The sequence below is a fragment of the Streptomyces sp. NPDC001852 genome, from assembly GCF_042891825.1.
In the GTDB taxonomy this organism is placed as follows: domain Bacteria; phylum Actinomycetota; class Actinomycetes; order Streptomycetales; family Streptomycetaceae; genus Streptomyces.
This window is the reverse complement of the sequence record NZ_JBIATN010000001.1, coordinates 373,995-400,727: the sequence shown is the minus strand read 5'-3', so window position 1 is coordinate 400,727 and position 26,733 is coordinate 373,995. Positions and strand designations below refer to the sequence as shown.

At 73.5% G+C, this 26,733-nt stretch carries 27 protein-coding genes; 16 read left to right on the top strand and 11 right to left on the bottom strand.

Translation table 11 applies throughout. The annotated features are described in order from the left end of the window. Window positions 1-203: 203 nt before the first annotated feature. A complete protein-coding gene (locus ACFYZB_RS01770) occupies window positions 204-1,181 on the top strand; it encodes a fibronectin type III domain-containing protein (RefSeq protein WP_388753059.1) in 978 nt (325 codons plus the stop codon). 108 nt (window positions 1,182-1,289) lie between these two features. Continuing rightward, window positions 1,290-1,865, top strand: coding sequence for a hypothetical protein (locus ACFYZB_RS01765; RefSeq protein ID WP_388753056.1), 576 nt, complete (start codon window positions 1,290-1,292; stop codon window positions 1,863-1,865). Between the two features lie 63 nt (window positions 1,866-1,928). Here the strand turns inward: ACFYZB_RS01765 and ACFYZB_RS01760 are convergent, their stop codons facing one another. After that, the gene (locus ACFYZB_RS01760) at window positions 1,929-2,474 is read right to left on the bottom strand and encodes a PadR family transcriptional regulator (RefSeq protein ID WP_388753053.1); all 546 of its coding nucleotides are present in this window, start codon (window positions 2,472-2,474) and stop codon (window positions 1,929-1,931) included. A 31-nt stretch (window positions 2,475-2,505) separates the two neighbouring features. After that, window positions 2,506-4,521, bottom strand: coding sequence for an FAD-dependent oxidoreductase (locus ACFYZB_RS01755; RefSeq protein WP_388753050.1), 2,016 nt, complete (start codon window positions 4,519-4,521; stop codon window positions 2,506-2,508). A 159-nt stretch (window positions 4,522-4,680) separates the two neighbouring features. Here ACFYZB_RS01755 and ACFYZB_RS01750 point away from each other — a divergent pair, with 159 nt between their 5' ends. Continuing rightward, window positions 4,681-5,094, top strand: a complete 414-nt coding sequence (locus ACFYZB_RS01750) for a tautomerase family protein (RefSeq protein ID WP_388753047.1) — start codon at window positions 4,681-4,683, stop codon at window positions 5,092-5,094. 12 nt (window positions 5,095-5,106) lie between these two features. Here the strand turns inward: ACFYZB_RS01750 and ACFYZB_RS01745 are convergent, their stop codons facing one another. Beyond that, window positions 5,107-5,478: a hypothetical protein gene (locus tag ACFYZB_RS01745; RefSeq protein ID WP_351205711.1), complete on the bottom strand. Its 372-nt coding sequence runs from the start codon at window positions 5,476-5,478 to the stop codon at window positions 5,107-5,109. Window positions 5,479-5,581: 103 nt separating this feature from the next. Then, window positions 5,582-6,463, bottom strand: a complete 882-nt coding sequence (locus ACFYZB_RS01740) for a hypothetical protein (protein WP_388753044.1) — start codon at window positions 6,461-6,463, stop codon at window positions 5,582-5,584. 325 nt (window positions 6,464-6,788) lie between these two features. On the opposite strand from ACFYZB_RS01740, the gene ACFYZB_RS01735 reads away from it, so the two are divergent. Beyond that, window positions 6,789-8,867, top strand: a complete 2,079-nt coding sequence (locus tag ACFYZB_RS01735) for a SpoIIE family protein phosphatase (protein ID WP_388753041.1) — start codon at window positions 6,789-6,791, stop codon at window positions 8,865-8,867. Between the two features lie 3 nt (window positions 8,868-8,870). Here ACFYZB_RS01735 and ACFYZB_RS01730 read toward each other — a convergent pair whose 3' ends face one another. Next, the gene (locus tag ACFYZB_RS01730) at window positions 8,871-9,659 is read right to left on the bottom strand and encodes a putative protein N(5)-glutamine methyltransferase (RefSeq protein ID WP_388753038.1); all 789 of its coding nucleotides are present in this window, start codon (window positions 9,657-9,659) and stop codon (window positions 8,871-8,873) included. 221 nt (window positions 9,660-9,880) lie between these two features. Here ACFYZB_RS01730 and ACFYZB_RS01725 point away from each other — a divergent pair, with 221 nt between their 5' ends. The 3 genes from ACFYZB_RS01725 to ACFYZB_RS01715 are packed head-to-tail and all read left to right on the top strand — an operon-like array spanning window position 9,881 to window position 14,320. Then, window positions 9,881-11,794, top strand: coding sequence for a hypothetical protein (locus tag ACFYZB_RS01725; RefSeq protein WP_388753035.1), 1,914 nt, complete (start codon window positions 9,881-9,883; stop codon window positions 11,792-11,794). 46 nt (window positions 11,795-11,840) lie between these two features. Then, window positions 11,841-13,082: an AAA family ATPase gene (locus ACFYZB_RS01720; RefSeq protein ID WP_388753032.1), complete on the top strand. Its 1,242-nt coding sequence runs from the start codon at window positions 11,841-11,843 to the stop codon at window positions 13,080-13,082. Further along, window positions 13,079-14,320, top strand: coding sequence for a VWA-like domain-containing protein (locus ACFYZB_RS01715; RefSeq protein WP_388753029.1), 1,242 nt, complete (start codon window positions 13,079-13,081; stop codon window positions 14,318-14,320). Before ACFYZB_RS01720 ends, ACFYZB_RS01715 begins: the two co-directional genes overlap by 4 nt. Before the next feature lie 177 nt (window positions 14,321-14,497). Here the strand turns inward: ACFYZB_RS01715 and ACFYZB_RS01710 are convergent, their stop codons facing one another. After that, the gene (locus ACFYZB_RS01710) at window positions 14,498-15,610 is read right to left on the bottom strand and encodes a hypothetical protein (RefSeq protein ID WP_388753026.1); all 1,113 of its coding nucleotides are present in this window, start codon (window positions 15,608-15,610) and stop codon (window positions 14,498-14,500) included. A 126-nt stretch (window positions 15,611-15,736) separates the two neighbouring features. Here ACFYZB_RS01710 and ACFYZB_RS01705 point away from each other — a divergent pair, with 126 nt between their 5' ends. Then, complete coding sequence (locus ACFYZB_RS01705) at window positions 15,737-16,135, top strand: MarR family winged helix-turn-helix transcriptional regulator (RefSeq protein ID WP_351205813.1); 399 nt, start codon at window positions 15,737-15,739, stop codon at window positions 16,133-16,135. Window positions 16,136-16,157: 22 nt separating this feature from the next. On the opposite strand, the gene ACFYZB_RS01700 is transcribed toward ACFYZB_RS01705, so the two are convergent. Together ACFYZB_RS01700 and ACFYZB_RS01695 are read right to left on the bottom strand one after the other, a co-directional pair. Continuing rightward, entirely contained in the window at window positions 16,158-16,919 is a 762-nt protein-coding gene (locus ACFYZB_RS01700) for a GNAT family N-acetyltransferase (protein WP_388753023.1), read from the bottom strand. Beyond that, a complete protein-coding gene (locus tag ACFYZB_RS01695) occupies window positions 16,916-17,839 on the bottom strand; it encodes an NADP-dependent oxidoreductase (protein WP_388753020.1) in 924 nt (307 codons plus the stop codon). Before ACFYZB_RS01695 ends, ACFYZB_RS01700 begins: the two co-directional genes overlap by 4 nt. A gap of 178 nt (window positions 17,840-18,017) precedes the next feature. Here ACFYZB_RS01695 and ACFYZB_RS01690 point away from each other — a divergent pair, with 178 nt between their 5' ends. From ACFYZB_RS01690 to ACFYZB_RS01665, 6 genes are all read left to right on the top strand, one after another. Beyond that, on the top strand, window positions 18,018-18,623 hold the full coding sequence (locus ACFYZB_RS01690; protein WP_388753017.1) for a sulfite oxidase-like oxidoreductase: 606 nt from the start codon (window positions 18,018-18,020) through the stop codon (window positions 18,621-18,623). 223 nt (window positions 18,624-18,846) lie between these two features. Further along, entirely contained in the window at window positions 18,847-19,602 is a 756-nt protein-coding gene (locus ACFYZB_RS01685) for a ferredoxin reductase (protein ID WP_388753480.1), read from the top strand. A 219-nt stretch (window positions 19,603-19,821) separates the two neighbouring features. After that, window positions 19,822-20,406: a hypothetical protein gene (locus ACFYZB_RS01680; protein ID WP_388753014.1), complete on the top strand. Its 585-nt coding sequence runs from the start codon at window positions 19,822-19,824 to the stop codon at window positions 20,404-20,406. A gap of 106 nt (window positions 20,407-20,512) precedes the next feature. After that, the gene (locus ACFYZB_RS01675; protein ID WP_388753011.1) at window positions 20,513-21,481 is read left to right on the top strand and encodes an acetylxylan esterase; all 969 of its coding nucleotides are present in this window, start codon (window positions 20,513-20,515) and stop codon (window positions 21,479-21,481) included. Between the two features lie 100 nt (window positions 21,482-21,581). Then, on the top strand, window positions 21,582-22,748 hold the full coding sequence (locus ACFYZB_RS01670) for a serine hydrolase domain-containing protein (protein ID WP_388753008.1): 1,167 nt from the start codon (window positions 21,582-21,584) through the stop codon (window positions 22,746-22,748). 130 nt (window positions 22,749-22,878) lie between these two features. Further along, the gene (locus ACFYZB_RS01665; RefSeq protein WP_388753005.1) at window positions 22,879-23,637 is read left to right on the top strand and encodes a GntR family transcriptional regulator; all 759 of its coding nucleotides are present in this window, start codon (window positions 22,879-22,881) and stop codon (window positions 23,635-23,637) included. Here the strand turns inward: ACFYZB_RS01665 and ACFYZB_RS01660 are convergent. Both ACFYZB_RS01660 and ACFYZB_RS01655 read right to left on the bottom strand, forming a co-directional pair. Beyond that, window positions 23,607-24,359, bottom strand: coding sequence for a class I SAM-dependent methyltransferase (locus ACFYZB_RS01660; RefSeq protein ID WP_388753002.1), 753 nt, complete (start codon window positions 24,357-24,359; stop codon window positions 23,607-23,609). The genes ACFYZB_RS01665 and ACFYZB_RS01660 overlap by 31 nt on opposite strands. A 4-nt stretch (window positions 24,360-24,363) precedes the next feature. Further along, on the bottom strand, window positions 24,364-24,927 hold the full coding sequence (locus ACFYZB_RS01655; protein WP_351205678.1) for a PadR family transcriptional regulator: 564 nt from the start codon (window positions 24,925-24,927) through the stop codon (window positions 24,364-24,366). A gap of 72 nt (window positions 24,928-24,999) precedes the next feature. On the opposite strand from ACFYZB_RS01655, the gene ACFYZB_RS01650 reads away from it, so the two are divergent. After that, window positions 25,000-25,398 carry a nuclear transport factor 2 family protein gene (locus ACFYZB_RS01650; protein ID WP_351205676.1) on the top strand — a complete coding sequence of 133 codons (399 nt, stop codon included), beginning with the start codon at window positions 25,000-25,002 and terminating at the stop codon, window positions 25,396-25,398. A 116-nt stretch (window positions 25,399-25,514) separates the two neighbouring features. Next, on the top strand, window positions 25,515-25,658 hold the full coding sequence (locus ACFYZB_RS01645; protein WP_388752999.1) for a hypothetical protein: 144 nt from the start codon (window positions 25,515-25,517) through the stop codon (window positions 25,656-25,658). Between the two features lie 13 nt (window positions 25,659-25,671). On the opposite strand, the gene ACFYZB_RS01640 is transcribed toward ACFYZB_RS01645, so the two are convergent. Beyond that, a complete protein-coding gene (locus ACFYZB_RS01640; RefSeq protein WP_388752996.1) occupies window positions 25,672-26,589 on the bottom strand; it encodes a hypothetical protein in 918 nt (305 codons plus the stop codon). Between the last annotated feature and the right edge of the window lie 144 nt (window positions 26,590-26,733).

Below are 26,733 nucleotides of genomic sequence, written 5' to 3'. Positions count from 1 at the left end.
CTAGGAAGGCTCAGCATACGTAACGCCCCGCCATGGTCACCAACGCGGGCCCCGCATCGGTCACCCGAGCGGACGCCGATCGGCACCCACGCGGCCGTACCGGTCCCCCGCACGGCCCCCTTGCCGTGCCCGCACCCGCCGCGCCATATTGGTACGGACCTTTACGTGAACGCCGATGCCGCCGTCCCCGGGGAGGCAGAGCCGTGCGACGCGTGCCGTGCCCGCCCGTGCTGGTCTGCGGGGCCCTGCTCCTGGTCGCGTCGTGCGGCTGGAGCCAGGCCGGCGAAGGCGATGAGGGCCGGGAACCCGGCGCTCCGACCGGGGTCACCGCGCAGGCGGGCAGCGCCACGAGCGTGCACGTGATGTGGAACGCGGTGCCGGACAGCCCCGGTATCCGCGCCTACGAGGTGTATCGCGGCACCACGAAGGTGGAGGACGTGCCGGGTTCACAGCACATGGTGGACGTCACCAGGCTCAGGCCGTCCACCGTGTATGCCTTCACCGTGCGGGCCCGGGACACCGCGGGGCGGCTCGGGCCGCCGAGCCGTACGGTGCGGGCGCGGACACCGGCCAGGGCGGCGGCGGACCGCTCGGCGCCCACCCGGCCCTCGCACCCCGCCGGGCGGGTGCTCGGCGCCCGGGAGGTCCAGCTGTCCTGGGGCGCGTCCCGGGACGACCGGGGTGTGGTGTCGTACGACGTGTACCAGGGCGGTGCGGAGATCCACAGCGTCGGCGGGAACCAGACCGCGACCGTGCTCACCGGGCTGCGCCCCGGCACCGGTTACCTCTTCACGGTGCGGTCCCGCGACGCCGCCGACAACCTCTCCCCGGCGAGCACCCCGGTCCGCCTCACGACACCGGGCACCGACGACGGGCGGAACACCGCGCCCACCGGCTTCACGGCGGCGACGCACCGGGCCGAAGGGGCGTACTACATCGACCTGTCCTGGGACCCACCGCGGGTGGACGGGGTGATCACCGAGTACCGGATCCGGCTCGACGGCACCGCCGCGACCTCGCTGGTGTGGGGCGGCACTCCCCCGCGCGGGCGGGCGCGCTACAGCTTCTACGTCGGCCGGAGCGCGGGAGAGGAGCACCGGGTACGCCTGCGGGCACGGCTACCGGACGGCACGTGGGGCGGCTGGTCGCCGGAGCGGACGGTGACCACGGCAGCCCCGTGAGGAGCGCGGGACCGTGCCGGCATGCGGCTCCGCCGCGCGGAGGAAGCTCTCACCCGACCGGCCGCCCCCCAGGTGCGGGCTCCCCCGCGGCCACATTGGCTGCTGCCCATGCACACCTCGCGACTTCTCGTCCGCTCCGGCCCGATCCTGGCGGCCGCCCTGGCGCTCCCCGCCGCCCTCGCCGGACCGGCCGCCGCGGCCTCGGGCATCTCCGTCAGCACCACCGGGTCCACCGTCTCGGTCGTCACCAGCGCGTGCTCGCAGATCAACGGCAGCTGGGGCAACGCGGCCCTGCTCACCAGCAAGCAGGCGAACTTCTCCCAGGGCCGGCAGTCGGCCCTCTCGGGCACGTCCGTCAGCCAGTCCGCGGCCTGGAGGGGGGTGAGCCCGGGTACGTACACCGTGGTCGTGGTCTGCTCCAGCGGCAGCACGGCGGGCACCCAGGCGGTGACCGTCTCGTCCGGCTCGGCGCCGACGACCTCGTCGACGACGGCCTCGACGACCTCCTCGGCGGCCTCACCCGCGGCCTCGCCGGCGCCCTCCCGCGGTGTGCTGGGCGGCCTGGGCGGTGCCGCGCGGGACTACGGCCCGCTGACGCTGGGCATCGGCGCGGCCCTGGTGGGCAGCGGGGTCATCGCCACCGGCTGGTACCTGCGCCGGCGTTCGAAGCCGTACCGGCTCTGAGGCGGAGCCGTACCGGCACCGCGCACCGGCTGCCGGCCCGGCTCAGCCGGCCTCGGGCCGTTCTCAGTCGCCTTCGGGCAGTTCGGCGAACTCCGCCAGGGCGTGGGTGAGCCACTGGGTCCAGAAGGTCTCCAGATCGATGCCGGCCCGCAGCACGAGATGGCGCAGCCGGTCCTCGGGGGCGTCCCGGTCCGGCGGGAAGTCGCGCTTCTCGATCTCCCGGTACTCGGCCAACTGCCGCCGGTGCAGCTCGAGATGGCGGCGCAGGTCCGCCTCCATGCCCGCCGTGCCGACCACCGCCGCGGCCCGCAGCCGCAGCAGCAGCGTGTCCCGCAGGGGCTTGGGGTCCTGCGCGGCGGCGGTCCAGCGGGCCAGTTCGGCACGGCCCGCGGGCAGGACCTCGTAGCTCTTCTTCTGCCCACGGGCCGGCGCCTCGGCCGGCAGGGTGCGGATGAGGCCTTCGGCCTCCAGCCTCCCCAGCTCGCGATAGATCTGCTGGTGCGTCGCGGACCAGAAGTAGCCGATCGACTTGTCGAACCGGCGGGTCAGCTCCAGCCCCGACGACGGTTTTTCCAGCAGGGCGGTGAGGATCGCGTGCGGGAGTGACATGGCCTCATCCTAGGGATCGCCAGGAGGCGCCCTACAGCGCCGCCGCCAGCTCCGTGCCCTGCTTGATGGCGCGCTTGGCGTCCAGCTCGGCCGCGACGTCCGCACCGCCGATCAGATGGACGCTGCGCCCGGCGGCGGCCAGCTCCTCGTAGAGGTCGCGGCGCGGCTCCTGCCCGGTGCACAGGACGACGGTGTCGACCTCCAGGACCGTGCTCTCCTCGCCGACGGTGATGTGCAGGCCCGCGTCGTCGATGCGGTCGTAGCTCACGCCCGGGACCATGGTCACACCGCGGTGCTTGAGCTCGGTGCGGTGGATCCAGCCGGTGGTCTTGCTGAGGCCGGCGCCGACCTTGGTGGTCTTGCGCTGGAGCAGGTGGACCTGGCGGGGCGGGGCGGGGCGCTGGGGTGCGGCGAGGCCGCCCGGTGTCCGGTAGTCCATGTCGACGCCCCAGGCGCGGAAGTAGGTCTGAGGGTCCTCGCTCGCCTTGTCCCCGCCGTCGGTGAGGTACTCGGCGACGTCGAAGCCGATGCCGCCGGCGCCGAGGATCGCGACCCGGTCGCCGACGGGGGCGCCGTCCCGCAGCACGTCGAGGTAGCCCACGACCCGCGGGTGGTCGACGCCGGGGATGTCCGGGGTGCGCGGGGTGACACCGGTGGCGACCACGACCTCGTCGTAGCCGGCCACGGTCTCGGCGGTGACCCAGGTGTCGAGGCGTACGTCGACCCCGTGAGCGTCGAGCTGATGGCGGAAGTAGCGCAGCGTCTCGTCGAACTCCTGCTTGCCGGGGACCCTGCGGGCGACGTTGAGCTGGCCGCCGATCTCGCTCGCGGCGTCGAAGAGCGTGACCTCGTGGCCGCGCTCGGCGGCACTCACCGCACAGGCGAGGCCCGCCGGTCCGGCGCCGACGACGGCGACGCGCTTCTTCAGCCGGGTCGGGGCGAGCACCAGCTCGGTCTCGTGGCAGGCGCGCGGGTTGACCAGGCAGGAGGTGATCTTGCCGCTGAAGGTGTGGTCGAGGCAGGCCTGGTTGCAGCCGATGCAGGTGTTGATGGCCTCGGGCGTCCCGGCGGCGGCCTTGGCGACGAAGTCGGGGTCGGCGAGCATCGGGCGGGCCATGGAGACCATGTGGGCATACCCGCCCGCCAGCAACTCCTCTGCGAGTTCCGGGGTGTTGATGCGGTTGGTGGTCACCAGCGGCACCGACACCTCGCCCATGAGCTTCTTGGTGACCCAGGTGTAGGCGCCGCGCGGCACGGAGGTGGCGATGGTCGGGATGCGCGCCTCGTGCCAGCCGATGCCGGTATTGATGATCGTCGCCCCGGCCGCCTCGACCGCCCTGCCGAGGGTGATCACCTCGTCGAGGGAGGAGCCGCCCGGGACCAGGTCGAGCATGGAGAGCCGGTAGATGACGATGAAGTCCTCGCCGACGGCCTCGCGGACCCGCTTGACGATCTCGACGGGGAAGCGCATGCGGTTCTCGTAGGAGCCGCCCCAGCGGTCGGTGCGCCGATTGGTCTGCAGGGCGATGAACTCGTTGATGAGGTAGCCCTCGGAGCCCATGATCTCCACGCCGTCGTAGCCGGCCTGCCGGGCGAGGCGGGCGGCGCGGGCGTAGTCGTCGATGGTCCGCTCGACGTCGGCGTCGGTCATCTCGCGCGGCACGAAGGGGCTGATGGGCGCCTGCAGCGGGCTGGGGGCGACGAGGTCCCGGTGGTAGGCGTAGCGCCCGAAGTGCAGGATCTGCATCGCGATCCGGCCGCCCTCGCGGTGCACGGCCTCGGTGACCGCCTTGTGCTGCTCGGCCTCCGCCTCGGTGGTGAGCCTGGCGCCGCCCTCGTACGGCCGGCCCTCGTCGTTGGGCGCGATGCCGCCGGTGACGATGAGGCCGACGCCGCCGCGGGCGCGGGCCGCGTAGAACGCCGCCATGCGCTCGAAGCCGCGCTCGGCCTCCTCCAGGCCGACGTGCATGGAGCCCATGAGCACGCGGTTGGGCAGGGTGGTGAAGCCCAGGTCGAGCGGGGTCATCAGGTGCGGGTAACGGCTCATCGGGCCCTCCGTGCGCGGTGTCGTCGCCTCTTGTTGTAGAGGAAGCCCGAGCCTTTGTGCAACTAGTTGCACAAGCGGGCGGGGTGACACCGACCACTCTGTACCTACTAGTATGTACAGCCGATACCGGCGTACCCCGCTCCGAAAGGACGTTCCATCATGCCCTTCGTCCGGATAGACGCGCTCGGCACCGACCCCGCCCGGCTCGACGCGCTCGGCCAGGCCGTCCAGGACGCCCTGGTCGAGACGCTCGGCGTCCCGCCCGAGGACCGCTTCCAGGTGCTGACCGGCCACGACGGCACCACCAGCACCCTGCGGTACGGCGACCACCTCGGCCTGCGCAAGGACGAGTCCGTGGTGTTCGTGGCCGTCACCATGCGCACGGGGCGCTCCCCGGAGCTGAAGCGCGCGCTCTACCGGCGGATCGCCGGGCTGGTGCACGAGCGCACCGGCACGGCACCGCGCAATGTCGTCGTCACGGTCACCGAGAACACGTCCGTCGACTGGTCCTTCGGCGACGGTGAGGCGCAGTACGCCCCGGCCGACGCGGAGCCGGCCGGGGCGCCGTCGTAGCGCGCGAGGGGGTCAGCGGCTGCGCAGCCGCAGATGCAGGTCCCTCTCCTGGTCGCCGGAGGCCGTGCAGGTCTCCTCGACGGTGAACATCGCGTCCAGGGTGTGCCGGAACCGGTCCACGGCCCAGTAGCCGCCCTGGACGTCCGCCTGGACGGACGCGTCGAGGTGGACCGGCGGGCAGCCCGGCCCCCGGGCGTCCGCGACGTCGTACGTGCCGAGCCACACCATCGGCCGGACCTCGTGGAGCTGCTGAGGGATCTCGTCCGGGCCCCGGTCGGACGCGAAGCAGGAGCTCAGCGCGTCGAAGACGAGACGGGCGTCCTCCTTGGAACCGCTGATCTCCACCGTGACGGATTCCGGGTGCGACCGCTCCGTGTGTGCCATTGATCGCTCCTTTCGTGCCGCGCCGCGGTGGAAGGGAGTACCCCGCCCAGCCGCGCCCACCCCCAGGAAAGCACCAGCGGCCGGTCCGCACACCCCAGGGGGCTCAGCCGCGGGAGAACTTGTACGTCTTGCTGTCGGTCAGGATGCAGAAGCCCGGCGACATCACGATCACCCGCAGGATCCCGGTGCGGCGGTCGTAGTCGATGCCCTCCGCCTCGAAGGTGCCGGAGCACGCGCTGCGCAGCGGCAGCTGACGCAGAGCGGTGACATGGCCGGTGACGTCGCCCGAGCCGTTCGGCGGGGCCGACAGGTCGATCTGGAGCAGCGGCTTGGTCATGCCGAAGAGGCTGCCGTCGGGGTCGTCGGAGGAGCACAGCAGCGTGGTGGGGCCGGAGAAGTCGCAGCCCTGGACGTCGCGGACGGCGTGGTCCAGGGTGACCTGCGAGACCTGCGGGAGATCGGCCGAGGGCGAGGTGGCCGGGTTGACGCCGGGGGTCGGGAAGACCAGCAGACGGTTCATCGTGCCCCACTCACCCGAGAGCATCCACTGGCCGTCGGGCGAGATCGCGTCCCAGGAGTTGTTCAGGGCCTCGCCGGGGCTCAGCGTGTGGACGTACTCCGACCAGGTGCCGTCGGGCGCCTGCACGCGGTACATCTTCGAGTTGCCGGAGTCCCGCTGATAGGGCTCGATGTAGTAGCCGTTGTACGAGGCGTCGGGATCGCCGACGTGGTTCCAGCCCCGGCTGGAGACGCCGAGGGGAATGGTGCCGATCCCGGTGTACCGGTTGGGGCTGTTCGCCGGGACCTCCACGGAGGTCAGCCCCTGGCTCTCGTCCAGCGCGCGGGCGTGGTCGGAGCCGGTCTCCGTCCAGGTGTCGGCCGCGGCGGCGGACCCGGGTACGGCGAGGGACGCGACGGCGGCGGTGGCGAGGGTGACGAGTCCGGCGAGAACAGCGTGACAACGTTGCCGGGCGGACGCGGGCATGGCCGACTCCTTGGACGAGGAATGGGGACGCAGGGCAGGGCGGGAACACTCGGTCGGCGGACAGTCTGGCGTGGCGCGATAGTCATGTACAGGCCAATGCAGCAACATGAGCGTGAACTCTCCCGGTCCGCCGAAGGGACGTGCACGATGTCCGGGAAGGAGTCCGGTCCCGGCGTGACGGCCTCGGCGGACGCACACCGCTGGGGTGAGAGATGGTGGAGGTAACCGGCGACGGCGTCGGAGAGTCGGGTGTGAGCGCGGTGGATCTAGGGGAGTCGGCACGGGGGACGACGTGCCGTGCGGACATGCGAAGGCGGTGCATGGCATGAGTGCAGCCGAGGCTCCGGTGACGGAGGGCGGCGAGCCGGTGCGCGGGCCGGTACGGCCGGGCGGTCTGCTCGACGTGCTCCGCGTGGCGTCGGTGGTCCTGGACACCAGCGGCCGGATCGTGCTGTGGAGCCCGCAGGCGGAGGAGCTGTTCGGGTACAGCGCGCGGGAGGCCCTGGGCGAGTACGCCGCCCGGCTGATGGTCCACGAGCGGCACTTCGAGCTGGTCGGCAAACTCTTCGCCGATGTCATGCGCACCGGGCAGAGCTGGGCCGGCGGCTTCCCGATCCGGCACAAGGACGGCAGCACCCGCGTGGTGGAGTTCCGCAACATGCGGCTGCTGGACGACCGCGGTGACGTGTACGCGCTCGGACTCGCCGCGGACCAGTCGACGGTTCGGCGCCTGGAACAGGACGTCGCGCTGTCGGAGCGGATGGTGAAGCAGTCACCGATCGGGTACGCCGTCCTGGACACCCGGCTGCGGTTCGTCTCGGTCAACCCGGCCCTGGAGAGGATCAACGGGGTACCGGCCGCCGAGCACATCGGGCGGACGCTGCGCGAGGTGCTGCCCATGCTGAACCCCGAGCCGGTGGAGATCGACGCCCGGCGGGTGCTGGAGACCGGTGTGCCGGTCATCGACAACACGCTGGTCGGCCGCACCCCCGCCGACCCGGACGAGGACCACACCTGGGCGCATTCGCTCTACCGGCTCGACGACGCCATGGGCAATGTTCTCGGCGTCGCGGTCTCGGTCGTCGACATCACCGAGCAGCACCGGGCCTCGCTGGAGGCGGAGGCCGCCCGGCGCCGGCTCGCGGTCATCGCCGACGCCTCCGCCCGGATCGGTACGACGCTCGAGCTGGACCGCACCGCCTGCGAGCTGGCCGAGGTCGCCGTGCCGGAACTCGCCGACGTGGCCGCCGTCGATCTGCTGGACGCGGTGGTGGAAGGCCGGCCCAGCACCCTCGGCCCCTCGGAGGAGGCGGTGATCCGGGCGCTCGCGGTACGCCCGCAGGACGACACGGACGCCGTACAGGCCGCCGACTCGCCCGGCCGGATCGCCCGGTACGGACCCGACCGGCTGGTCACCGAGTGCGTGCGCACGGGCGAGGCGGTGCTGGTGCGGCAGGTGAAGGACGAGGACCTGCCGCGCATCGCCCGCTGCCCCGAGGCGGCCGAGCTGCTCGGCCGGGCGGGCCTGCACTCGTATCTCGCGGTGCCGCTGATCGCGCGTGGCGAGGTGCTCGGCGCCCTGGACCTCAAGCGCACCCGCAATCCGGCGCCGTTCGACGAGGACGACGTGGTGCTCGCCCGGGAGCTGGCCGCCCGCGCGGCCGTGCAGATCGACAACGCACGCTGGTACCAGAACGCCCGCAACACCGCCCTCACCCTGCAGCGCAGTCTGCTGCCCAGCAGTCCGCCGGTGACGACCGGCCTGGAGGTCGCCTCCCGCTACCAGCCCGCCGGGGCCACCAGCGAGGTCGGCGGCGACTGGTTCGACGTCATCCCGCTGGAGGGCGGCAAGACCGCGCTCGTGGTGGGCGATGTGATGGGCAGCGGGCTCAGCGCGGCCGCGACCATGGGCCGCCTGCGCACGGCGACCACCACGCTGGCCGCCCTGGGCCTCGACCCGGCGCTGCTGCTGGAGCACCTGGACAAGACGACGTCCGCCCTGGACCACTCCATCGCGACCTGCGTGTACGCCGTGCACGATCCGCATCTGCGGCAGTGCCGGATCGCCAACGCCGGCCATCTGCCGCCGGCGCATCTCCGACCGGGCCGGCCGCCGGTGCTGCTGGACCTGCCGACCGGGGTGCCGCTGGGCGTGGGCGGGGTCGGCTTCTCCACCGTCACCGTCGATTTCGAGCCCGGTGACGAGCTGGTCTTCTACACCGACGGGCTGGTGGAGACCCGTCGCCACTCCCTGGACGAACGCCTGGACTCCCTGCTGTCCCTGCTCGACGACCCCGCCCGCCCCCTGGAGGAGACCTGCGACTTCCTCCTGCGGACCCTGCACCACCCCGACAACCACGACGACGTGGCCCTGCTCATCGCCCGGGCGCAGGAACTGCCCTGACGGTTACGGCCGTACGCCGATCACCACGTGCGCGAACAGTTCCTCCGACTCCGCCAGACGGGCCGTCAGACCCGCGTCCCTGAAGGCCCGTACGGCGGCCGGTGCCTGGCGTTCGCTGGTCTCGGTCAGCACGCAGCCGCCCGGTGCGAGCCACTCGGGTGCCCCGGCGGCGACCCGGCGCAGCACGTCCAGGCCGTCCGCGCCGCCGTCCAGGGCGACGCGCGGTTCGTGGTCGCGGGCCTCGGCCGGCAGCAGGGGCAGCTCGGCGGTGGGGACGTAGGGCACATTGGCGGTGAGGATGCCGATGCGGCCGCGCAGCGAGGCGGGCAGGGCGTCGTAGAGGTCGCCCTGGTGCGCCCGGCCGTCGAAGGCGGCGAGGTTGCGGCGCGCACAGCGTACGGCGGCCGGGTCGATGTCGGCCGCGTGCACCTCGGCTCCGTCCAGGGCGGCGGCGAGGGCTGCGCCGAGTGCGCCCGAGCCGCAGCACAGGTCCACGACGACGCTCGCCCGCGGCGCCTGGGCCAGCGCCTGGTCGACCAGGAACTCGGTACGGCGGCGGGGCACGAACACCCCCGGTTCCACCATGACCCGCACCCCGTGGAACCCGGCCCAGCCCAGGACGTGTTCGAGCGGGTGCCCGGCGGCGCGCCGCTCCACCATCGAGGCCGCCTCCTCGGGCGTGCGGGCGGTGGAGAGGATCAACTCCGCCTCGTCCTCGGCGAAGACGCACCCGGCGGCGCGCAGGGCGGAGACGACGATGTCGGGGGAAGAGAGGGAACCAGGGGAAGACATGGAGGCCGAAAGCCTTTCGGAGCGCGGGACTTCAGGGCGCTCTCGCGGTCACCGCTGCCGGTGCACCGTCCGCGACCGGACGCCCACCCTACCCCAAGGGGGCGCCCGGTCCGGGGCGGGAAAAACGCCTGGCGCCGTCCCGGTCGGGTGGCTAGGCTCGCCGCGATGACGACTCACGCCTCGCAGAGATGGGGGGTCCCGTCCGCACAAGGTGAGCGCTGATGCTCCCTTCCACCGCGTACGGGGATCCCCAGCTTTCCATGTGGCAGCGCGTACGGGAGTACGCCGTGCCACCGTCCATGATCGAGCTCGCCACCGGCCGCCGTGCCGCCGGGGACTGGGCAGGGGCCTGCGCCGCCGCCCGGATCGACGTCGACCTCGATCTGCGCTCCGTCGCCCGCGCCCACGGCCGGGACATCGCGGCCCGGCTCCGCGCCGACCTCCGCCGTCTCGCCCCGGACCTGCTGCGCTGGCACATGCCGAGGATCGCGCCCGACGGGCTGCTGCGCCCCGGCCTGACCCTGACGCTGGCCCGGTACGAGCGGCCCGGCCGGTCCGGCCCGCTGCACCTGGTGGCCCGTACCCCACCGGCCTGGGCGGACGCCGGCCAGCGGATCAGCCTCGCCCTGTTCGACCCGGCCGACGCGCCCACCGGCCACCATCCGCATCCCCGCCCCAACCGCCGCTACCGGCTCGATCTGCACCGGCACCTGTGGGACGCGAGCAGGGCCGGCGAGCTGCGCGACCGGTCGGGCGCCGGCGGTCTCACGCCACCGGACCGCGATCCGCTGGGCCTCGCCCCACCCGGGACCGGCTGCGCCGTCGGCCGGTGGGCGGCCGAGGCGGACCTCCTGCTGCGCGCCGACGGACACACCGGTGAAACCTTCGCCGTACGGCTCCGGGGCGGCCGCCGCTTGCTTCTTGCGGTGACGCAGGACGGGGGCGACGCGCCGGATCCGACCGAGAACGGGTGGGGGTCCGACCCGGCCGCCGGGACACCGGGCTCTGCGGGGGTGCGCCATCCCGGCCGAGCACACCGCGACGCGGACGAGGGCAGCCCGCCGGAACCCCCGCGCAGAACCCGCCCGGCCGACGGGACCCACGGCCCGGCCGGGGCGCGGCACGCATGCCGGACGCACCACATCGCAGACTCGGGCGACCCGCCGGAAACGGCCCGGTCCCCGCGCGACGCACACCCGGCCGACGGGACCCACGGCCCACCCGAGGTACGCCATCACGGCCGAGCGCACCACATCGCATACGGGAGCGACCCGCCGGAAACGGCCCGGTCCCCGCGCGACGCACACCCGGCCGACGGGACCCACGGCCCACCCGAGGTACGCCATCACGGCCGAGCGCACCACATCGCATACGGGAGCGACCCGCCGGAAACGGCCCGGTCCCCGCGCGGAACATGCACGGGGGACGGGACGCCGGGCCCTGCCGGTCTCCCGTGCCGGGGCGCCGAGCGTGGTGGAGCGCCGCGCCTGCGGATCGTGGGCGAGGTGCCGCCGGGCGGACTCTCCGCCGTGCCGGTGCTGCCCGATGCGGCGACCTGGGTGGCGCCCGATCTGGAGTTGCTGCGTGCCGGGCTGATCGGCGCGGACCGGCTGCATCCCTTGGTCGCCGCAGCCCTGGTGCCCGGTCACACCGCGCCCGGCGCCGTCCGCGATCCGGATCCGGTGGAGCGGGCGCGTCAGGTGGAGTGCCGGGGAACCACGCACCGGATCGGCCTGGTCGACGGTGTGCTGGTACCGCTGGACCACGATCCGGACGAGATCCGGCGCGAGGAGCTGCTGGCCGCACTCGGCGGGCCGCCGCTGCCCTGTCTGCGGGCCATCGACGAGGCGCACCGGCGTCCCGACTGCCTGGCCGGTGTGCGCGACCGGCTGGACCACGGTGACGTCGAAGGCGCCCTGGCCGTGGTCGAGGGCCTGCTGGGCCGCGGTGCGGTGCTGCGCGAGGGGCCGCTGCGGGACGAGCTCACGGCGGTCGCCGAGCGGCGCATCGCCTACGGGCTGTACCGGGCGGGTCTGACCGGCTCCGGCGACACCTCCACCCACCGTCCGAGCCGCCGCGCCGGCCGAGGCCGCCGCCCCACCCGACGGCAGACCCGCACCGTCACCTTCTTCTGAACCCCCTTTCCCTTCCGCCCAGTTCACACACCCCAGGTGATGCCTCATGACTTCGTACGTGTCCACGACCCTGCCCGCCGGCCGGCCCCTCGCCTCCCAACTCGCCGTCGCCGACGCCCTGTCGGCCCTGCTGCGCGACTCGACCACCGAGGCCCGCTCGGACGTCCAGCTGGAGGCACTGACCCTGGCCGTGGCCGCCGATCTTCCGGTGCTGCTGTGGGGCGAGCCCGGCATCGGCAAAACGGCCGCGCTGAACCAGCTCGCCGACGCCCTGGGCCTGCCGTTGACCACCGTGATCGCGAGCGTCCACGAACCGTCCGACTTCTCCGGCCTGCCGGTCCTGGGAGTCGATCCGGCGGTGCAGGGCGTCCCGATGGCCCCGCCGGACTGGGCGGTTCGGCTCGTGCGGGCCGGGCGGGGACTGCTGTTCCTGGACGAGCTGTCCACCGCTCCCCCGGCGGTGCAGGCGGCCCTGCTGCGGCTCGTGCTGGAGCGGCGGATCGGCGCGCTGCGGCTGCCGCCCGGGGTGCGGATCGTGGCCGCCGCCAACCCGCGCTCCTCGGCGGCCGACGGCTGGGAACTGAGCCCGCCGCTGGCCAACCGTTTCGTGCATCTGCAGTGGGCCCACGACCACGACGTCGTCGTACGGGGCCTCGGCGGGACCTGGCCGCGGGCCACCCTGCCCCGGCTCGACGCGGAGCGGCTGCCCGAGGCCGTGGCCTTCGCCCGGCGCGCGGTGTGTGAGTTCCTCGTCGCCCGGCCGGGGCTGGTGCACCGGCTGCCGAGCGGGGAGAGCCGCCGGGGCGGGGCGTGGCCGTCGCCCCGGAGCTGGGAGGCGACCCTGCGGCTGATCGCCTTCGCGACCGCCGCCGGATCCTCGCGGGACGTGCTGTCGCTGCTGGTCCGGGGCACCGTGGGGGACGGTCCCGGGTTCGAGCTGCTGGCGAGCCTGGACCGGATGGAGCTGCCCGACCCCGAGACGCTGCTCGCCGACCCGGCGGGTGGCGAACTGCCCGAGCGCGGGGATCTGCGGCAGGCGGTGCTCGACGGCGTGGTGGACGCCGTACGCAAACGCCCCGAGCGGGCGCGCTGGGACGCGGCCTGGGCCGTGCTGGTGCGGGCGATGGAGACCGGGGCACCGGACGTGGTGGTCGTGCCGGCGACCACGCTGGCGTCCCTGCGCCGGGAGGACTGGGACGTGCCGGCGGCGATCGAGCGGCTGGCCGGGGCGGTGTCGCTGGCCCGGCGGGCCGACGAGGCCGCGCGAGGGGCCGGGACGCGCCGATGACGGTGGACGCGCCCGGCGCGCTCGACCTCGGCAAGCTGTTCGCCGCGCGGCTGCACGCGGCCCGCGTCCGGCCGTATCTGGCGACGGCCCTGTTCGCGCTGCGGCCGGTGGAGTCGCGGGAGGTTCCGACGATGGGGGTGGACAGGTACTGGCGGTGCTACGTCTCCCCGGCGTTCGTGGACCGCACACCGCTGGAGGAACTGGCGGCGGTGTGGGTGCACGAGGTGGCGCATCTGCTGCGCGACCATCACGGGCGCAGCGAGCGGTACGCCCGCGAGCACCGGCTGAGCGGGCCCGCGGAGCGCCTCCGGATGAACCTCGCCGCGGACTGCGAGATCAACGACGATGTGTACGGCGACGGTCTGGTGTGTCCCGAGGACGCGGTGACGCCGGGGAAACTGGGGCTGCCCACGGGCTGGTTGATGGAGGACTACCTGCCCGGGTTCCGGCTCGGCTCTCGACTGGAAAGGATGGCCTGGCTGGACTGCGGCAGCGGAGCCGACGGGCTGGACCGGGGCTGGGAGCTGGGGCCGGACGGCGCGCACGGGCTGAGCGAGCAGGAGCGGGACGCGATCCGGTTCCGGGTGGCGCAGGGCATCAAGGGCAGCCCGGGCAGCGCACCGCAGGGCTGGCGGCGGTGGGCGGAGGAGGTGTTCCATCCGCCACAGCCGTGGCGGCAGTTGCTGGGCTCGGCGCTGCGGTCGGCGGTCTCCGCCCCGGGCGCGGGCGAGGACTACAGCTACGGCCGGCCGGCGCGGCGTTCGGCCGGGCTGCCCGGGGTCGTCCTGCCGAGTCTGCGGCGCAGGCCGCCCCGGGTGTGTGTCGTCATCGACACCTCCGGGTCGGTCAGCGACGCCGAACTGGGCAGCGCGCTGCTGGAGGTGGCCGCGATCTGCCGGGCCGTGGGCGGCCGGCGGGACCTGGTCTCCGTGCTGTCCTGCGATGCCGCGGCCCGGACCGTGCAGCCGCTGTGCCGGACGGAGGGCATCGAGCTGGTCGGCGGCGGCGGGACGGATCTGCGCACCGGCTTCGCCCGTGCGCTGCGGACACGGCCCGACGCGGTGGTGGTCCTGACCGACGGTCAGACACCGTGGCCGGGCGAACGGCCACCGTGCCGGACGGTCGTGGGGCTGTTTCCGCGGTCCGGCGGGTCGTACGACGAACAGGATCCCGACTTCCGGCCGCCCACGCCGCCGGCGTGGGCGCGGGTGGTGACGATCGGGTCGGGGGCGGGGTGACGGGGTGATGCGCCGCCAAGTCGGCCCAGGCCGATGGAGTGCGGGCCAGAGGGCGAGTCCGGTGAAGCGCGCGAAGCAAGTCCAGACCCTTGCGGAACCGGAAGCGGACGCCTGGTGAAAGCCGGCAGGGAGCACCGCCCGGCGTTGGGCGTGCTCCCTGGGCCCGGCGGCATCGGGTCAGACGCCGACCGTCTCCTCGACCTCTTCTTCGACTTCTTCCTCGGTCTCCTCCCCGGCCGCCCGCGCCGCCTTCCGCTCGGCCGGGGCCACGGCGGGCGTGGCGGCCGACTCGGTCGCGGTCGCCGGGCCGGTGTGGCCGGCCGCGTGCCGGGCCGGGCGGGGCCGCTCGTACAGGGCCGCCATGCCCGTCACGACCAGGCCGGCCAGCAGCCAGACGACGAGTGTCCACACGTTGCGCGAGAGACCGTCGTCGCCGAAGTACAGCAGGCTGCGGGCACCCTCGACGAAGCCGGCGCCGTTCCAGAAGGCGTGCAGCGTGCCGAAGAAGCCGTTCTGCAGCTCGGGGCGGAACAACCCGCCGGAGCTGGTGAAGTTGAGCATCACGAACAGCACCATCATGGTGAGCGTGGTCCATCGCTTCAGGAAGGTGTGCAGGCCGACGCCGATGAAGAGGATGCCGGCCGAGTACAGCCAGGCCATGCCCCACACGCCCGCGAGGTCGTGGTGGGCGAGGTGGAACACCGGTCCGGCGAGCAGCGTTCCGATGCCGCCGACCACGGCGGAGACACCGAGCGTGAGCAGCGCCCGCACCCGCATCGGGAGGGCGGCGCCCGCGGCACCGAGGGCGGCGACCGAGGCGTAGGAGCCGATGCTGAGGGCGATCAGCAGGAAGAACAGACCCTGGCCCGTGGGGTCGTCGGTGACCGGTTCGGCCACGTCGGTGACCTTCAGCGGCACGCCCTCCTTGGCGGCGACCGGCGTGAAGACCTTCTCGACGGCCGTCGCGCCCATGTCGGAGGCGGCGCTCGCCACGAGCAGCTCGGGCGCCTTGGCGCTCGGTACATAGGCGCCGGTCACCGTGCGGGACTTCAGCAGGCCGACGGCGTCGGCGCGGGTCGCGACCGTGCGGACGTCGAGCTTCTCCCCGGCGGTGTCCTTGACCGTCTGGGCGAAGACCTTCGCCTGCGGGGCGCTACCGACGACGGCGACCGGCAGGTGGTGCGGCTCCGGGGTCACGAAGGCCCCCATGTACGCGAGCCCCATGCCCATGCACATCAGCAGCGGGGTGATCAGGTGCGTGAGCACATGGCGCAGTGCCGGTGACCTCATTGCGCGCGACCTCCAAAAGGTTGGCTTATACAACTTCCACATCAAGTTGTACTGTACAACTAGAACGCCGGAGGAGGTATTCCCGTGAGCGCAGCGGAGTCGGCCGTCGAGACGATCCAGCGCGAGATGACCATCTTCGCCCGCCGGGCCCGAGCCTCGGCGGGCCGTATGCATCCCGAGCTGTCCCTGGTGTCGTACACCCTGCTCGGCCATCTCGAGGAGCGCGACGGCTGCCGCGCGACCGACCTGGCCGCCCACTACGCGCTGGACAAGTCCACCGTCAGCCGCCAGGTCGGCGCGCTGGAGCGGACCGGGCTGATCGAGCGCCGCCTGGACCCGGAGGACCACCGGGTCCAGGTACTGCATCTGACGGAGGCGGGCCGGGAGATCCTCGCCCAGGTCACCCGGAGCCGCCGGGCCGCGTTCCGCGAACGGCTCGCGCACTGGCCGGAGGAGGACCTGGTGCGCTTCGCGGCCTACCTGGAGCGGTACAACGCGGGTCCGGGCGACACCGGGGCCGACTGAACCCCCGAGGGTCCGAGGCCGATCATGCCACCGGTACCGCGGCCCGTCCGCCCGCCAGCCGCTCCGGGGCGCGGGCCGCGAGGAACGCCGTAGGGCGGCGCAGCCGGAAGCCCAGCGACTCGTACAGCCGGATGGCACCCGTGTTGCGGGCGCTCGTGTGCAGGAAAGGTGTCTCGCCGCGCTCCCGTATGCCGTGTGCGACCGCGTGGATCAGCCGGGTGGCGAGGCCCTCGCCGCGGAAGGCGGGGTCGGTGCAGACCGCGCTGATCTCCGTCCAGCCCGGCGGGTGCAGTCGCTCCCCCGCCATGGCGACCAGCGCGCCGCCGCGGCGGATGCCGAGGTAGGTGCCGAGTTCGACGGTGCGCGGCAGGAACGGTCCGGGCTGGGTGCGCGCCACGAGGTCGAGCATCTCGGGTACGTCGGCCGGGCCGAGGCGGACCGCCTCCGCGTCCGGGGCGGCGGCGAGGCCGTCGTCCACGAACTGCACTCCGTCCACCCGGAAGGTGATCTCCCAGCCGTCCGGCACCTCACCGCAGTACCCCGCCAGCGGGATCTCCGCGCCGGGACCGGCCAGCGCGGCCAGGTCCGCCCAGTCCCGCGCGTCCGGTTCGTCGGGCAGCGCGAGCCACGGAGAGACGTCGACGGGGTAGCGCAGCACCCGGCCGCGCCGCTCGGCGAAGTGGGCGTGCGGGCCGGTCAGGGAGGCGAGGGCGGGGTTGTCGAGGACGTGCGGGGCGTCGGCGGCGGGCCCGTCGCCGACGCCCGCTCCGGCTATGACGCTCACGCGGTCACCTCGATCACGATCTTGCCGAGGGCGTGCCCGTCCTCCACCGTGCGCAGCGCCCGGCCGGCCTGGTCCAGCGGGAAGGTGCGGGCGATGTGCGGCTTCAGGGCGCCGCGTACGGCGAGGTCGGCCACCGCCTCGAGGACGGCGGCGGTGCGGACCCGCCTGACGGGGGCGCCGCCGAGCGCGGCCACGGCCTGCTGCGGCGAGCCCGCGGTGATCAGCTTGCCGCGGTCCTTCAGCAGCTCGGCGACCTCGGCGAGCACCGGATCGCCCACCAGGTCGTACACCCCGTCGATCCCGTCCGGCGCGGCGGCCCGCACCCGCGCGGCCAGGTCGGGCCCGGAGGACACGTGCACCGCGCCCAGCGACTGGACGAACTCCCTCTTGCCCTCGCTCGCCACGCCCACGACCCGCAGTCCGAAGGCGCGGGCGATCTGCACGGCGGCGCTGCCGACGCCGCCGCCGGCGCCCGTCACCAGCAGGGTCGAGCCACCGGGCAGGTCGAGCTGGCGGACGCCGTCGTAGGCGGTGGCGGCGGCGACCGGGAGGGTGGCGGCGTCGCGGAAGGACAGCGCGGCGGGCTTGTGGGCGGTCACGTCGGCGGCGAGCAGGGCGTACTCGGCGTACGCGCCGTGGAGGGCGCTGCCGAACACCTCGTCGCCGGCGGCGAAGCCGGTGACCCCCGGGCCGACCTCCACGACGACGCCGGCGGCCTCGCTGCCGAAGACCGCCGGAAAGACAGGCTCGCCCTCGCCGGGGCGGCGGAACCCCTGGCGCAGCTTCCAGTCGACGGGATTGACGCCTGCCGCGCGGACCGCGATCAGGATCTCGCCGGGGCCCGGGCCGGGGCGGTCCAGGTCGATCAGCGCCTCGGTCTCCGGTCCTCCGTGCCGCGTGTAGACATACGCCTTGGGCATGCTCATTCCTCGCTTCTCTCGCGCTGTCACCGGTCTACCGGTGCCGCCATCGAGCGCAAAGGAGAAGCGCCGCAGAGCTATTCCCCTGGCCCGAAAGAGTTCATGCGGCCGCAATCATCCGGGCGTGACGGGCGGTGACCAGGGACGGATCACGCGGAACGACCAGTACGGTTGAAGGATGAACGTTACGCGAGGCTTCACGGGCCGCCCGCGCGTCCACCATCCGGGGCTGCCGCCCGGGCAGTACGACGCGGGCGAGGACTGGCCCGTCCTGTCCGCCGAGGTCACCCCCGACCTCGCACCGGCCGACTGGTCCCTCCGGATCGACGGCCTGGTCGAGCGGCCGCACACCTGGGACTGGGACGCGGCGCACGCGCTGCCGGCGTCGGCGTACGACGGCGACATCCACTGTGTGACCGGCTGGTCGAAGTTCGGCGTGCGTTTCGGCGGGGTCTCGCTGGACGCGTTCTTCGATGTGGTGCGGCCCCATGTGTCCGCCACCCATGTGGTCGCCCGCTCCCACACCGGCTACACCACCAACCTGCCGCTCGCCGATCTCACCGGGTCTCGGGCCTGGATCGTCTGGGAGTACGACGGCGAGCCACTGCCGGCCGAGCACGGTGGTCCGGCGCGGCTGCTGGTGCCTCATCTGTACTTCTGGAAGAGCGCCAAGTGGATCGCCGGCCTCACACTCCTCGACCACGACGAGCCGGGCTTCTGGGAAGGCAACGGCTACCACGAGCGCGGCAACCCCTGGAAGGAACAGCGGTACTCCGGTGACTGACACGGTGACGACGCCCCCGGACCCCCACGCCACAACCCCGCGCGTTCCGCCCACGGCTCCGGACCCGGTTCCCTCCACAAGCCCCGAGCCGACCGACAGCACGGCAACCCCCAACCCGAAGGTTCCGGCCCAGAATCCGGCCGCCCTCTCCACGCCCCCGGTCCCAACCAGCCCCATCCCGAACGCGGCCGACACCACGGCCCCGTACCATGCCGCTGCCCCTCTGTCCCGCCCCGCCGGCCCCGCCACGCGGTTCGCCGTGCCCGGGCGGATCGCGGTGAGTGAGCAGGTGGCGGCGGTGTGGCAGATCGCCACGGTGGTGGAGATCCGGCGCGAGACGGCGCACGCGGCCACCTTCCGGCTGGCGGTGCCGGGCTGGGCGGGGCATCTGCCCGGCCAGCACCTGATGCTGCGGCTGACCGCGGCGGACGGGTATGTGGCGCAGCGCCACTACTCGATCGCGTCGGCGCCGGACGACTCCGGGCACATCGAGCTGACCCTGGACCAGGTGCCGGACGGCGAGGTCTCCGGCTGGTTCCACACGGTCGCCCGCCCCGGTGACACGGTCGAGGTGCGCGGGCCGCTGAGCGGCTTCTTCGCCTGGCCGGGTGACCGGCCTGCGCTGCTGGTCGGCGCCGGGTCCGGGATCGTCCCGCTGATGTCGATGGTGCGGCACCACCGCAGGCGCGGTCTCGCCGTGCCGCTGCGCATGCTGGTGTCCGCGCGCAGTCCCCAGGAGCTGATCTACGCGGCCGAGCTGGGCGCGGAGACGACGCCCGTCTTCACACGCAGCGCCCCACAAGGTGTGCCCGTGGGACGTATGGCGGCCGCACATCTGGCGCCGCTCCTGGCCGAGCGGCCTCCTGGTGGGTGGGAGGCCTATGTGTGCGGTTCGAACGGGTTCGCCGAGCACGCGTCGCGGCTGCTCGTCGCGGCGGGCCAGCCGGTGGACCGGATCCGGATCGAGCGCTTCGGCTGACAGTCCGGGTCGCGCGCCGGGGTCGTTCGCGCGACCGTGGGGCGCATGGCGCGTTCCGTGCTCCAGGTGGGCTTGAAGTCACGGTTCGCGGCGTGAGCGAGGTGCTCCGTACGGGGTACGAGACGGGTGTGGACGCTCGTGTGGGTGAGCGGCGGGGGGTGACGGGCCGCGGGGAGCGGCTCGTCGGCTCGCCGGCTCCGACGGTGCGAGGAGGTGGACATGCGTACCGGGGTGCGTGGCTGGCGCTTGCGGCGCAATCCGCTGCGGCGCCGCTCGGATGTCGTGGAGGCATGGACGGTGCTGATCGTCGCCGTCCTGCTGTTCGTCGTCACACCGCTGGTCGGTGTGGCCGCGGGGCTGCGCGCGCATGACGCGGCCCGGAGCATCGCGGCCACCCAGCGGGCCGAGCGCCACCAGGTGCGTGCGCGGGTGATCGGCGCCCCGCCCGAGCGGCTCTCCACCGAGCAGGGCGACCGTGCCTACGCGTACCGCGCCCAGGTCCGCTGGACCGAGCCCGGCAAGGGGACACGCACGGCGTGGGCCCGGGTGCCGTCGGGGACCCGTGCCGGTGACACGGTCTCGGTGTGGTTCGACGCCCGGGGCCGCAGTGTCGCACCGCCGCCGGACGACGCGGCCGTCTGGCAGCACACGGTGACCGTCGGGCTGGTCGCGGCGGGCGGTGCGGCCGCCGTCGTACTCCTCGGACACGCCGTCGAGCGCCGGATCGCGCTGCGCCACCGGCTGGCGGAGTGGGAACGGGAGTGGGCGCGGACCGGACCGCGGTGGACCCAGCCGCGGGCGTGAGGGGCGGGTGCCCGGCCGCCGCGAGGGAACAAACGCTTACTGGCCAGCCCTCGTACACCCACGTACGGTGAGCTGACGCAGTCTCCCTTCGCAAAGGTGGTTGTACATGGCCCTGTTCGACCTGCCTCTGGACGAACTCCGCGCGCACCGCAGCGAGTCCACCGAGCCCGAGGACTTCGACGCCTTCTGGGACAAGACCCTCGAGGAGGCACGCGAGCACGAGCTGGACGCCCGCTTCGAGCCGGTGGACACCGGGCTGTCGACGGTCCGGGTGTACGACGTGACGTTCGCCGGATTCGGCGGCCACCCGGTCAAGGGCTGGCTCCGGCTGCCGGCGGGCACGACCGAACCGCTGCCGCTGATCGTGGAGTTCATCGGATACGGCGGCGGGCGCGGGCTGCCGCACGAGAACCTGCTGTGGGCCTCGACGGGCCGGGCGCACTTCGTGATGGACACCCGCGGCCAGGGCAGCGCCTGGGGCGCCGGGGGCGGTACGGCGGACCCGGTGGGCGCGGCCCCGGCGTATCCCGGTTTCATGACGCGGGGCATCGACGCGCCCGAGAACTACTACTACCGCCGGGTGTACACGGACGCCGTGCGCGCCGTCGAGGCGGCCCGCTCGCACCCGCTGACCGACTCGGGCCGGACCGTGGCGCTCGGCGCCAGCCAGGGCGGCGGCATCACGCTGGCCGTCGGCGGTCTGGTCCCCGACCTGGTCGCGGTGGCGCCGGACGTGCCGTTCCTGTGCGACTTCCCGCGGGCGACCACCCTGACGGACCGGCACCCCTATCGCGAGGTCGGCCTGTTCCTCAAGACGCACCGCGGCCGCTCGGCGGAGGTGCTGCGCACGCTGTCCTACTTCGACGGGGTGCACTTCGCGGCCCGCGGCCGGGCCCCGGCTCTCTTCTCGGCGGCGCTGGAGGACCAGACCTGCCCGCCGTCGACGGTGTTCGCCGCGTTCAACGCCTGGGCGCACGAGGACAAGGAGATCGAGGTCTACGACTTCAACGACCACGAGGGCGGCGGCCCCTTCCACGATGCGGAGAAGGTGCGCTGGCTGCGGTCGTACGCCTGACGCACGCTCCGCTCTTCCCTCCAGTCCGACCAGTCGGTACGTTCGGGGCACCCGGGTCGCAGCGTCGCGGCCCGGGTTTCCGGGCGACGACGGAGGTTGCATGTCCGCGCACGAGACACAGGTCCACGGCCACTGCGACGCGCGCTTCACGGCGGTGCGGGAGGCCTTCGAGGACAACTTCCGGGAGCGGGGGGAACTGGGCGCCGCGATGGCCGTGACCGTCGACGGCGCCACGGTGGTGGACCTCTGGGGCGGCTGGGCGGACGCGGCCGCCACCCGGCCCTGGGAGCAGGACACGCTGGTGAACGTGTGGTCGACCACCAAGGGCCCGGTGGCGCTGTGCGCGCATCTGCTCGCCGACCGGGAGCTGCTCGACCTCGACGCGCCCGTGGCCGCGTACTGGCCCGAGTTCGCGGCGGCCGGCAAGGAGAAGGTGCTCGTACGGCATCTGCTGTCGCACCGCGCCGGGCTCTCCGGGCTGCGCGAGCCGCACTCCCTGACGGACCTGTACGACTGGGATCTGACCACCGCCCGGCTGGCGGCGACCGAGCCGTGGTGGGAGCCGGGCACCGTCTCCGGGTATCACGCGCTGACCTACGGCCACCTGGTCGGCGAGGTCGTCCGGCGCGTCTCCGGGCTGCGGCCGGGTGAATTCCTGGAGCGGGAGGTGACCGGCCCGCTCGGGATCGACTTCACGGTCGGGCTGCCGGCGAAGGAGGCGCACCGGGCGGCCGAGCTGGTGCGTCCGCCGGCCGCCTCTCGCAGTGAACAGGCGGCGGTCTTCAGCCAGTTGGCACCGGCCGCGCTGGCGGCGCTGGCGAATCCGCTGGTCGGTGCGGCGGAGGCGAACACGCCCGAGTGGCGCGCGGCGGAGATCCCCGCGGCGAACGGGCACGGCACCGCACGCGCCGTCGCGGCGCTGTACGGCGTCTTCGCCGGGCGCGGTCGCCACGGCGGGCGGCGCCTCCTGTCGCCCGGGGCGGCGGAGCGGGTGCGCGAGGGCCAGGGGAGCTGCCGCGATCTGGTGCTGGGCGCGGGCTTCGAGGGCGAGACCGAGGTCGGGCTCGGGCTGTGGCTGAGCGGTCCACAGCGGTCGTACGGCCCGAACCCGCGGGCTTTCGGTCATGACGGGTTCGGCGGCTCGTGCGGGCTCGCCGACCCGGAGGCCGGCGTGTCGCTGGGGTACGTGATGAACCGGATGGGGCCGCGCATCGCCGACGACCCGCGGAAAATGGCGCTGATCGACGCCCTGTACAGCGCCCTGTGACGGCGCGATGGCGCGGGTGGGTTTCGGCCGAACCGGCAGGCCGCTCTTCCCTTGTGGTTTAGACCAATGCTAATTGTGGTCGCGCAACGAGCCCGCACGACTACACCTTGTCACCACAGGAGGGCGCGGCATGGCCCGCACCACCCCGCACGAACCCGCACCACACGAACCCGCACACAGCGACGACCGGCCCCTGTACGGGCGGATCGCGGCGCTGCTCCTCGACGAACTGCGCACCGGCACGATCCCGCCGGGCGAACGACTGCCGGGCGAACGGCACCTGGCCGCCTACTTCCAGGTCAGCCGGGAGACCATCCGGCAGGCGCTGGAGATGCTGCGGCGCAGCGGTGCCGTCTCCACCGACCGGCGGGGCAGCCATGCCACGCTGCCCGCCCGGCCGGTGGCGGCGCCGGGAACACCGGCCTTCCCGCTGGGCGCCCGCCCGGCGGGCCCCTCGGCGGTCGACCGGGCCACGGTGACCTGGGAGGCGCCGCCGGAGGAGCACGCGCGGGCGCTGGGGCTCGCGCCGCACCGGCCGACACTGGTGCACCGGTACCGGTCGGCGACGCCGGACGGCCGGTCGCTGCGGACGGCCGTGACGTCGTTCTCGGCGGTGGCACTGGCCGAGGTCGCGGAGCTGGCCCGCTACCGGAACCGGGCCGACGGCACCACCCCCGCGCAGCTGCGCCGGGCCTACGACTGGATGCGCAAGGCCGGGCTGTCCCTGCACCACCGGGATTCCATCAGCCAGGTCGACGGCGCGGCCTCGGTACGGGTGACCCGGCGGGTGCACGACCAGTACGCCCGGCCGCTGGAGATCACCGATCTGGTGGTGAACGCCGAACGGGACGCGCTGGTCTACGAGTTCACACTGCCCGCGGCGGTCTGAGCCCGCCGCGCCACCACCAGCCGGGCCCGTGGCCCGCCGTCGCCGCGCCGCCCGAACTCGGGCAGGGCGTGCAGCTCGACGGTGAACCCGGCCCGGCCCAGCGCGCCGAGCACATCGCCGAGCCGGAAGGCCCGGTAGTACATGACGAACGGCGGCCGCCAGAGCGCGTTGCGCACCCGCATGACCGCGTCGAAGCCGAGCAGCATCCAGTAGCCGGCCTGCGTCGGACGGGGCGGGGCGAGCACCGGGAAGGCGAACCGGCCGCCCGGCCGCAGGACCGAGTGGACCTGGGCGAACAGCCCGGGCAGCTCCCGCGGCAGAAAGTGGCCGAAGGCCCCGAAGGAGACCACGAGGTCGAAGGCGGCCGCGAACGGCAGGGCACGGGCGTCGCCGCGCACCCAGGCGACCCCGGGCCCGTCGGCGGGCCGTACGCGGTGCCGGGCGACGTCGAGCATGCCCGCACTGAAGTCGACCCCGGTGACGCTGCGGCGGCACAGCCCGGTGAGCACCTCGGCGCCCGCGCCCGTGCCGCAGCACAGGTCGAGTCCGTCCTCGAACGGGCCGAGCGGGGCGAGTGCCTTCGCCACGGACTCCAGCACCCCGTCGGGTGTCCGGAAGGGCGTGTGATCGAACTTCGGGGCGAGCAGGTCGTAACCGTGCTCGACGGACGACAGTGCCTGTACGGCGAGTTCACGCAGGCTGGGGCCTTCGGGACCGAACATCTCCTCAGCCCAGGGCCACTCGCTGCGCCAGGACCGCGAGCGCCCGCTCGCACCAGCGCAGGTTCTCCTCCTCGAAGGCGATCCCGGCCATGAGGGTGAGGTACGGGCCGACGCGGTCGGCGCCGCGGAGGTACTCCTCCTCGGTCCGGCCGTCCAGGAGGCGGCCCTGCACCCGCCGGTAGCGGTCGAGCTTTCCGCGCGCCCAGCCCATGCGCTCCTCGATCAGCGCGCGGGTGACCTCCGGGTCGCCGCCGTCCATCGCCTGGATCTTGATGAGGAGTTCGTCGCGGATGGCGGTGGGCCGCTTCGGCGGCTCGGCGGCGAAGGCGTCCAGCTCGGCGCGGCCGGCCTCGGTGAGCGTGAACATCCGCTTGTTCGGCCGCCGTTCCTGCTGGACCGTCCGGGCCCGGACCAGTCCGTCCTGCGCCAGCCGCTCCAGCTCCCGGTAGAGCTGCTGCGGGGTGGCGGGCCAGAAGTTCGCGAGCGAGACGTCGAACGACTTCGACAGCTCGTAGCCCGAGGCCTCACCCTCCAGCAGGGCGGCCAGGACGGCGTACTTGAGCGACATATGGACAGGCTAGCAGCCATTGATTAATCTCATCTGCACCTATTCAATTAGTTGATTATACGAGGTGATCCGATGCACGCGTTCCGTGCGGCCGTCGAAGCCGGCGACATCGACGCCGTCGAGGCGCTGCTGGCCGAGGACGTCGTCTTCTCCAGCCCGGTCGTCTTCAAGCCGTATCCGGGCAAGGCGATCACCGCGGCGATCCTGCGCGCGGTCTCCCAGGTCTTCGAGGACTTCCGGTACGTCCGGGAGATCGGCGACCCGGCCGCCCCCGACCACGCACTGGTCTTCACCGCCCGCGTGGGCGACCGCGAGCTGACCGGCTGCGACTTCCTGCACGTGAACGAGGACGGCCTGATCGACGAGCTGATGGTCATGGTCCGTCCGCTGTCCGGGGCGCACGCCCTCGCCGAGGCCATGGGCGCGCGGTTCGACGAGATCGTGAAGGAGGCGGAGGCCCGGTCGGCGTGAGGGCGGCCCGGGCAGGAGATCGACGCCGTGGATGACAGCCATCAGGAACATGAGTTTCCGCAGCCGGGCGCGGCTTCCTGGCGTGGGTCGCAGCAGACCCGAGCCGGCAGGAAGCAGTGAGCCGTATGCGTCTGGCGGGCCGCACCGTCGTCGCCACCGGAGCCGCGCAGGGTCAGGGCGCCGCCGAGGTGACGGCATGCGCCCGCGAGGGCGCGACCGTCGTCGCCACCGCCATCACCGATGCGGTGGACCACGCCTGAGGGCCGAACCGGGTCAGCCCTTGAGCTGCCCCAGCGTGGCCTTGGCGTCCTTCTTCAGCCAGTCCTCCACGTCGCTGAGCGCGGGCGGGTTCTTGTCCTGGTCGTACGAGGTGAGGTAGGCGCTGTAGCTCATCGTGTACGTCACCCAGCCGTCGCGCACGGCGAGCGTGGCGTAGCGGGTACCGCTGCTGGAGGAGCCGCCGGTGGTGTCCTGGCTGACCAGGTAGGCCTCGTCACCGATGCCGCTGACCGGGGAGACGTCGTAACCGGTGTGGCTGTCGGCGTAGTTCTTCCACAGCGCCGTGAACTCGGGCCCCGGATCGGTCTTCTTGTGCGCGTCGAGCTGCATGGACAGATAGGCGTCGGCATACGAGGACCCCGTCTTCTTCAGGCCCGTGTAGCAGTAACTCTCGTCCAGCGCGGGGTTCTTGAGGGAGCTCTTGGTCGGCGAGGAGTCGCCCTCGGGATATTCGGCCTTGAAGGAGGAGTAGTCGGCACTGGAGCACATGTCGGAGGGCGCCGAGTAGCCGCGCAGATCCGCGCTGTCGCTCTTGCCGCCGATGAGGAAGACACCGCCCGCCCAGGCGGCGGAGGCGACGACCGCGCCGACCGCGGCCCACAGCACCGCCTTGCCGGCCCCGCCGCCACCGGACGGAGGCACGGGCGGCACCGCGGCCCCGAACTGAGGAGCCTGGGCGTAGGGGTTCCCGGGCTGCGGCTGACCCGGCTGCCCGAACTGGCCCGGCTGTCCGGGCTGCGGCTGGGCGGCGGGCGAGCCGACCAGCGTGGGCTGGGCGTAGAAGCCGCCCGGCGGCGGGGACTGCGGGTTCGGGTAGGGATAGGCCGTCGGCTGCGGCGGGACGGCCGGTGCCGACGCGGGCTGCTGGGGCTGCGAAGGCGGCTGGTCGGCCGGCTGCGGTGGCGTGGACATCTCCTGAACATAGTCCACGGTTGACGGTCAAGTCCCCGCACGTCCGGGATCGTTGTGGTCTGGGGACGTGTCCAGGACGTGATTGCCGCGGGGTGCGGGACGGGAATGGACGCGGACGGCATCATGTTGACCCGACCGAGCGCA

What these genes read in the sequence shown, in the direction of transcription:
- ACFYZB_RS01715 (WP_388753029.1), top strand. Translation starts at nt 13,079, where the DNA reads ATGACGGTGGACGCGCCCGGCGCGCTCGACCTCGGCAAGCTGTTCGCC.
- ACFYZB_RS01650 (WP_351205676.1), top strand. Translation starts at nt 25,000, where the DNA reads ATGCACGCGTTCCGTGCGGCCGTCGAAGCCGGCGACATCGACGCCGTC.
- ACFYZB_RS01765 (WP_388753056.1), top strand. Translation starts at nt 1,290, where the DNA reads ATGCACACCTCGCGACTTCTCGTCCGCTCCGGCCCGATCCTGGCGGCC.
- ACFYZB_RS01670 (WP_388753008.1), top strand. Translation starts at nt 21,582, where the DNA reads ATGTCCGCGCACGAGACACAGGTCCACGGCCACTGCGACGCGCGCTTC.
- ACFYZB_RS01730 (WP_388753038.1), bottom strand. Translation starts at nt 9,659, where the DNA reads ATGTCTTCCCCTGGTTCCCTCTCTTCCCCCGACATCGTCGTCTCCGCC.
- ACFYZB_RS01710 (WP_388753026.1), bottom strand. Translation starts at nt 15,610, where the DNA reads ATGAGGTCACCGGCACTGCGCCATGTGCTCACGCACCTGATCACCCCG.
- ACFYZB_RS01640 (WP_388752996.1), bottom strand. Translation starts at nt 26,589, where the DNA reads ATGTCCACGCCACCGCAGCCGGCCGACCAGCCGCCTTCGCAGCCCCAG.
- ACFYZB_RS01760 (WP_388753053.1), bottom strand. Translation starts at nt 2,474, where the DNA reads ATGTCACTCCCGCACGCGATCCTCACCGCCCTGCTGGAAAAACCGTCG.
- ACFYZB_RS01680 (WP_388753014.1), top strand. Translation starts at nt 19,822, where the DNA reads ATGCGTACCGGGGTGCGTGGCTGGCGCTTGCGGCGCAATCCGCTGCGG.
- ACFYZB_RS01660 (WP_388753002.1), bottom strand. Translation starts at nt 24,359, where the DNA reads ATGTTCGGTCCCGAAGGCCCCAGCCTGCGTGAACTCGCCGTACAGGCA.
- ACFYZB_RS01655 (WP_351205678.1), bottom strand. Translation starts at nt 24,927, where the DNA reads ATGTCGCTCAAGTACGCCGTCCTGGCCGCCCTGCTGGAGGGTGAGGCC.
- ACFYZB_RS01740 (WP_388753044.1), bottom strand. Translation starts at nt 6,463, where the DNA reads ATGCCCGCGTCCGCCCGGCAACGTTGTCACGCTGTTCTCGCCGGACTC.
- ACFYZB_RS01690 (WP_388753017.1), top strand. Translation starts at nt 18,018, where the DNA reads ATGAACGTTACGCGAGGCTTCACGGGCCGCCCGCGCGTCCACCATCCG.
- ACFYZB_RS01745 (WP_351205711.1), bottom strand. Translation starts at nt 5,478, where the DNA reads ATGGCACACACGGAGCGGTCGCACCCGGAATCCGTCACGGTGGAGATC.
- ACFYZB_RS01750 (WP_388753047.1), top strand. Translation starts at nt 4,681, where the DNA reads ATGCCCTTCGTCCGGATAGACGCGCTCGGCACCGACCCCGCCCGGCTC.
- ACFYZB_RS01755 (WP_388753050.1), bottom strand. Translation starts at nt 4,521, where the DNA reads ATGAGCCGTTACCCGCACCTGATGACCCCGCTCGACCTGGGCTTCACC.
- ACFYZB_RS01665 (WP_388753005.1), top strand. Translation starts at nt 22,879, where the DNA reads ATGGCCCGCACCACCCCGCACGAACCCGCACCACACGAACCCGCACAC.
- ACFYZB_RS01675 (WP_388753011.1), top strand. Translation starts at nt 20,513, where the DNA reads ATGGCCCTGTTCGACCTGCCTCTGGACGAACTCCGCGCGCACCGCAGC.
- ACFYZB_RS01725 (WP_388753035.1), top strand. Translation starts at nt 9,881, where the DNA reads ATGCTCCCTTCCACCGCGTACGGGGATCCCCAGCTTTCCATGTGGCAG.
- ACFYZB_RS01695 (WP_388753020.1), bottom strand. Translation starts at nt 17,839, where the DNA reads ATGCCCAAGGCGTATGTCTACACGCGGCACGGAGGACCGGAGACCGAG.
- ACFYZB_RS01705 (WP_351205813.1), top strand. Translation starts at nt 15,737, where the DNA reads ATGACCATCTTCGCCCGCCGGGCCCGAGCCTCGGCGGGCCGTATGCAT.
- ACFYZB_RS01735 (WP_388753041.1), top strand. Translation starts at nt 6,789, where the DNA reads ATGAGTGCAGCCGAGGCTCCGGTGACGGAGGGCGGCGAGCCGGTGCGC.
- ACFYZB_RS01720 (WP_388753032.1), top strand. Translation starts at nt 11,841, where the DNA reads ATGACTTCGTACGTGTCCACGACCCTGCCCGCCGGCCGGCCCCTCGCC.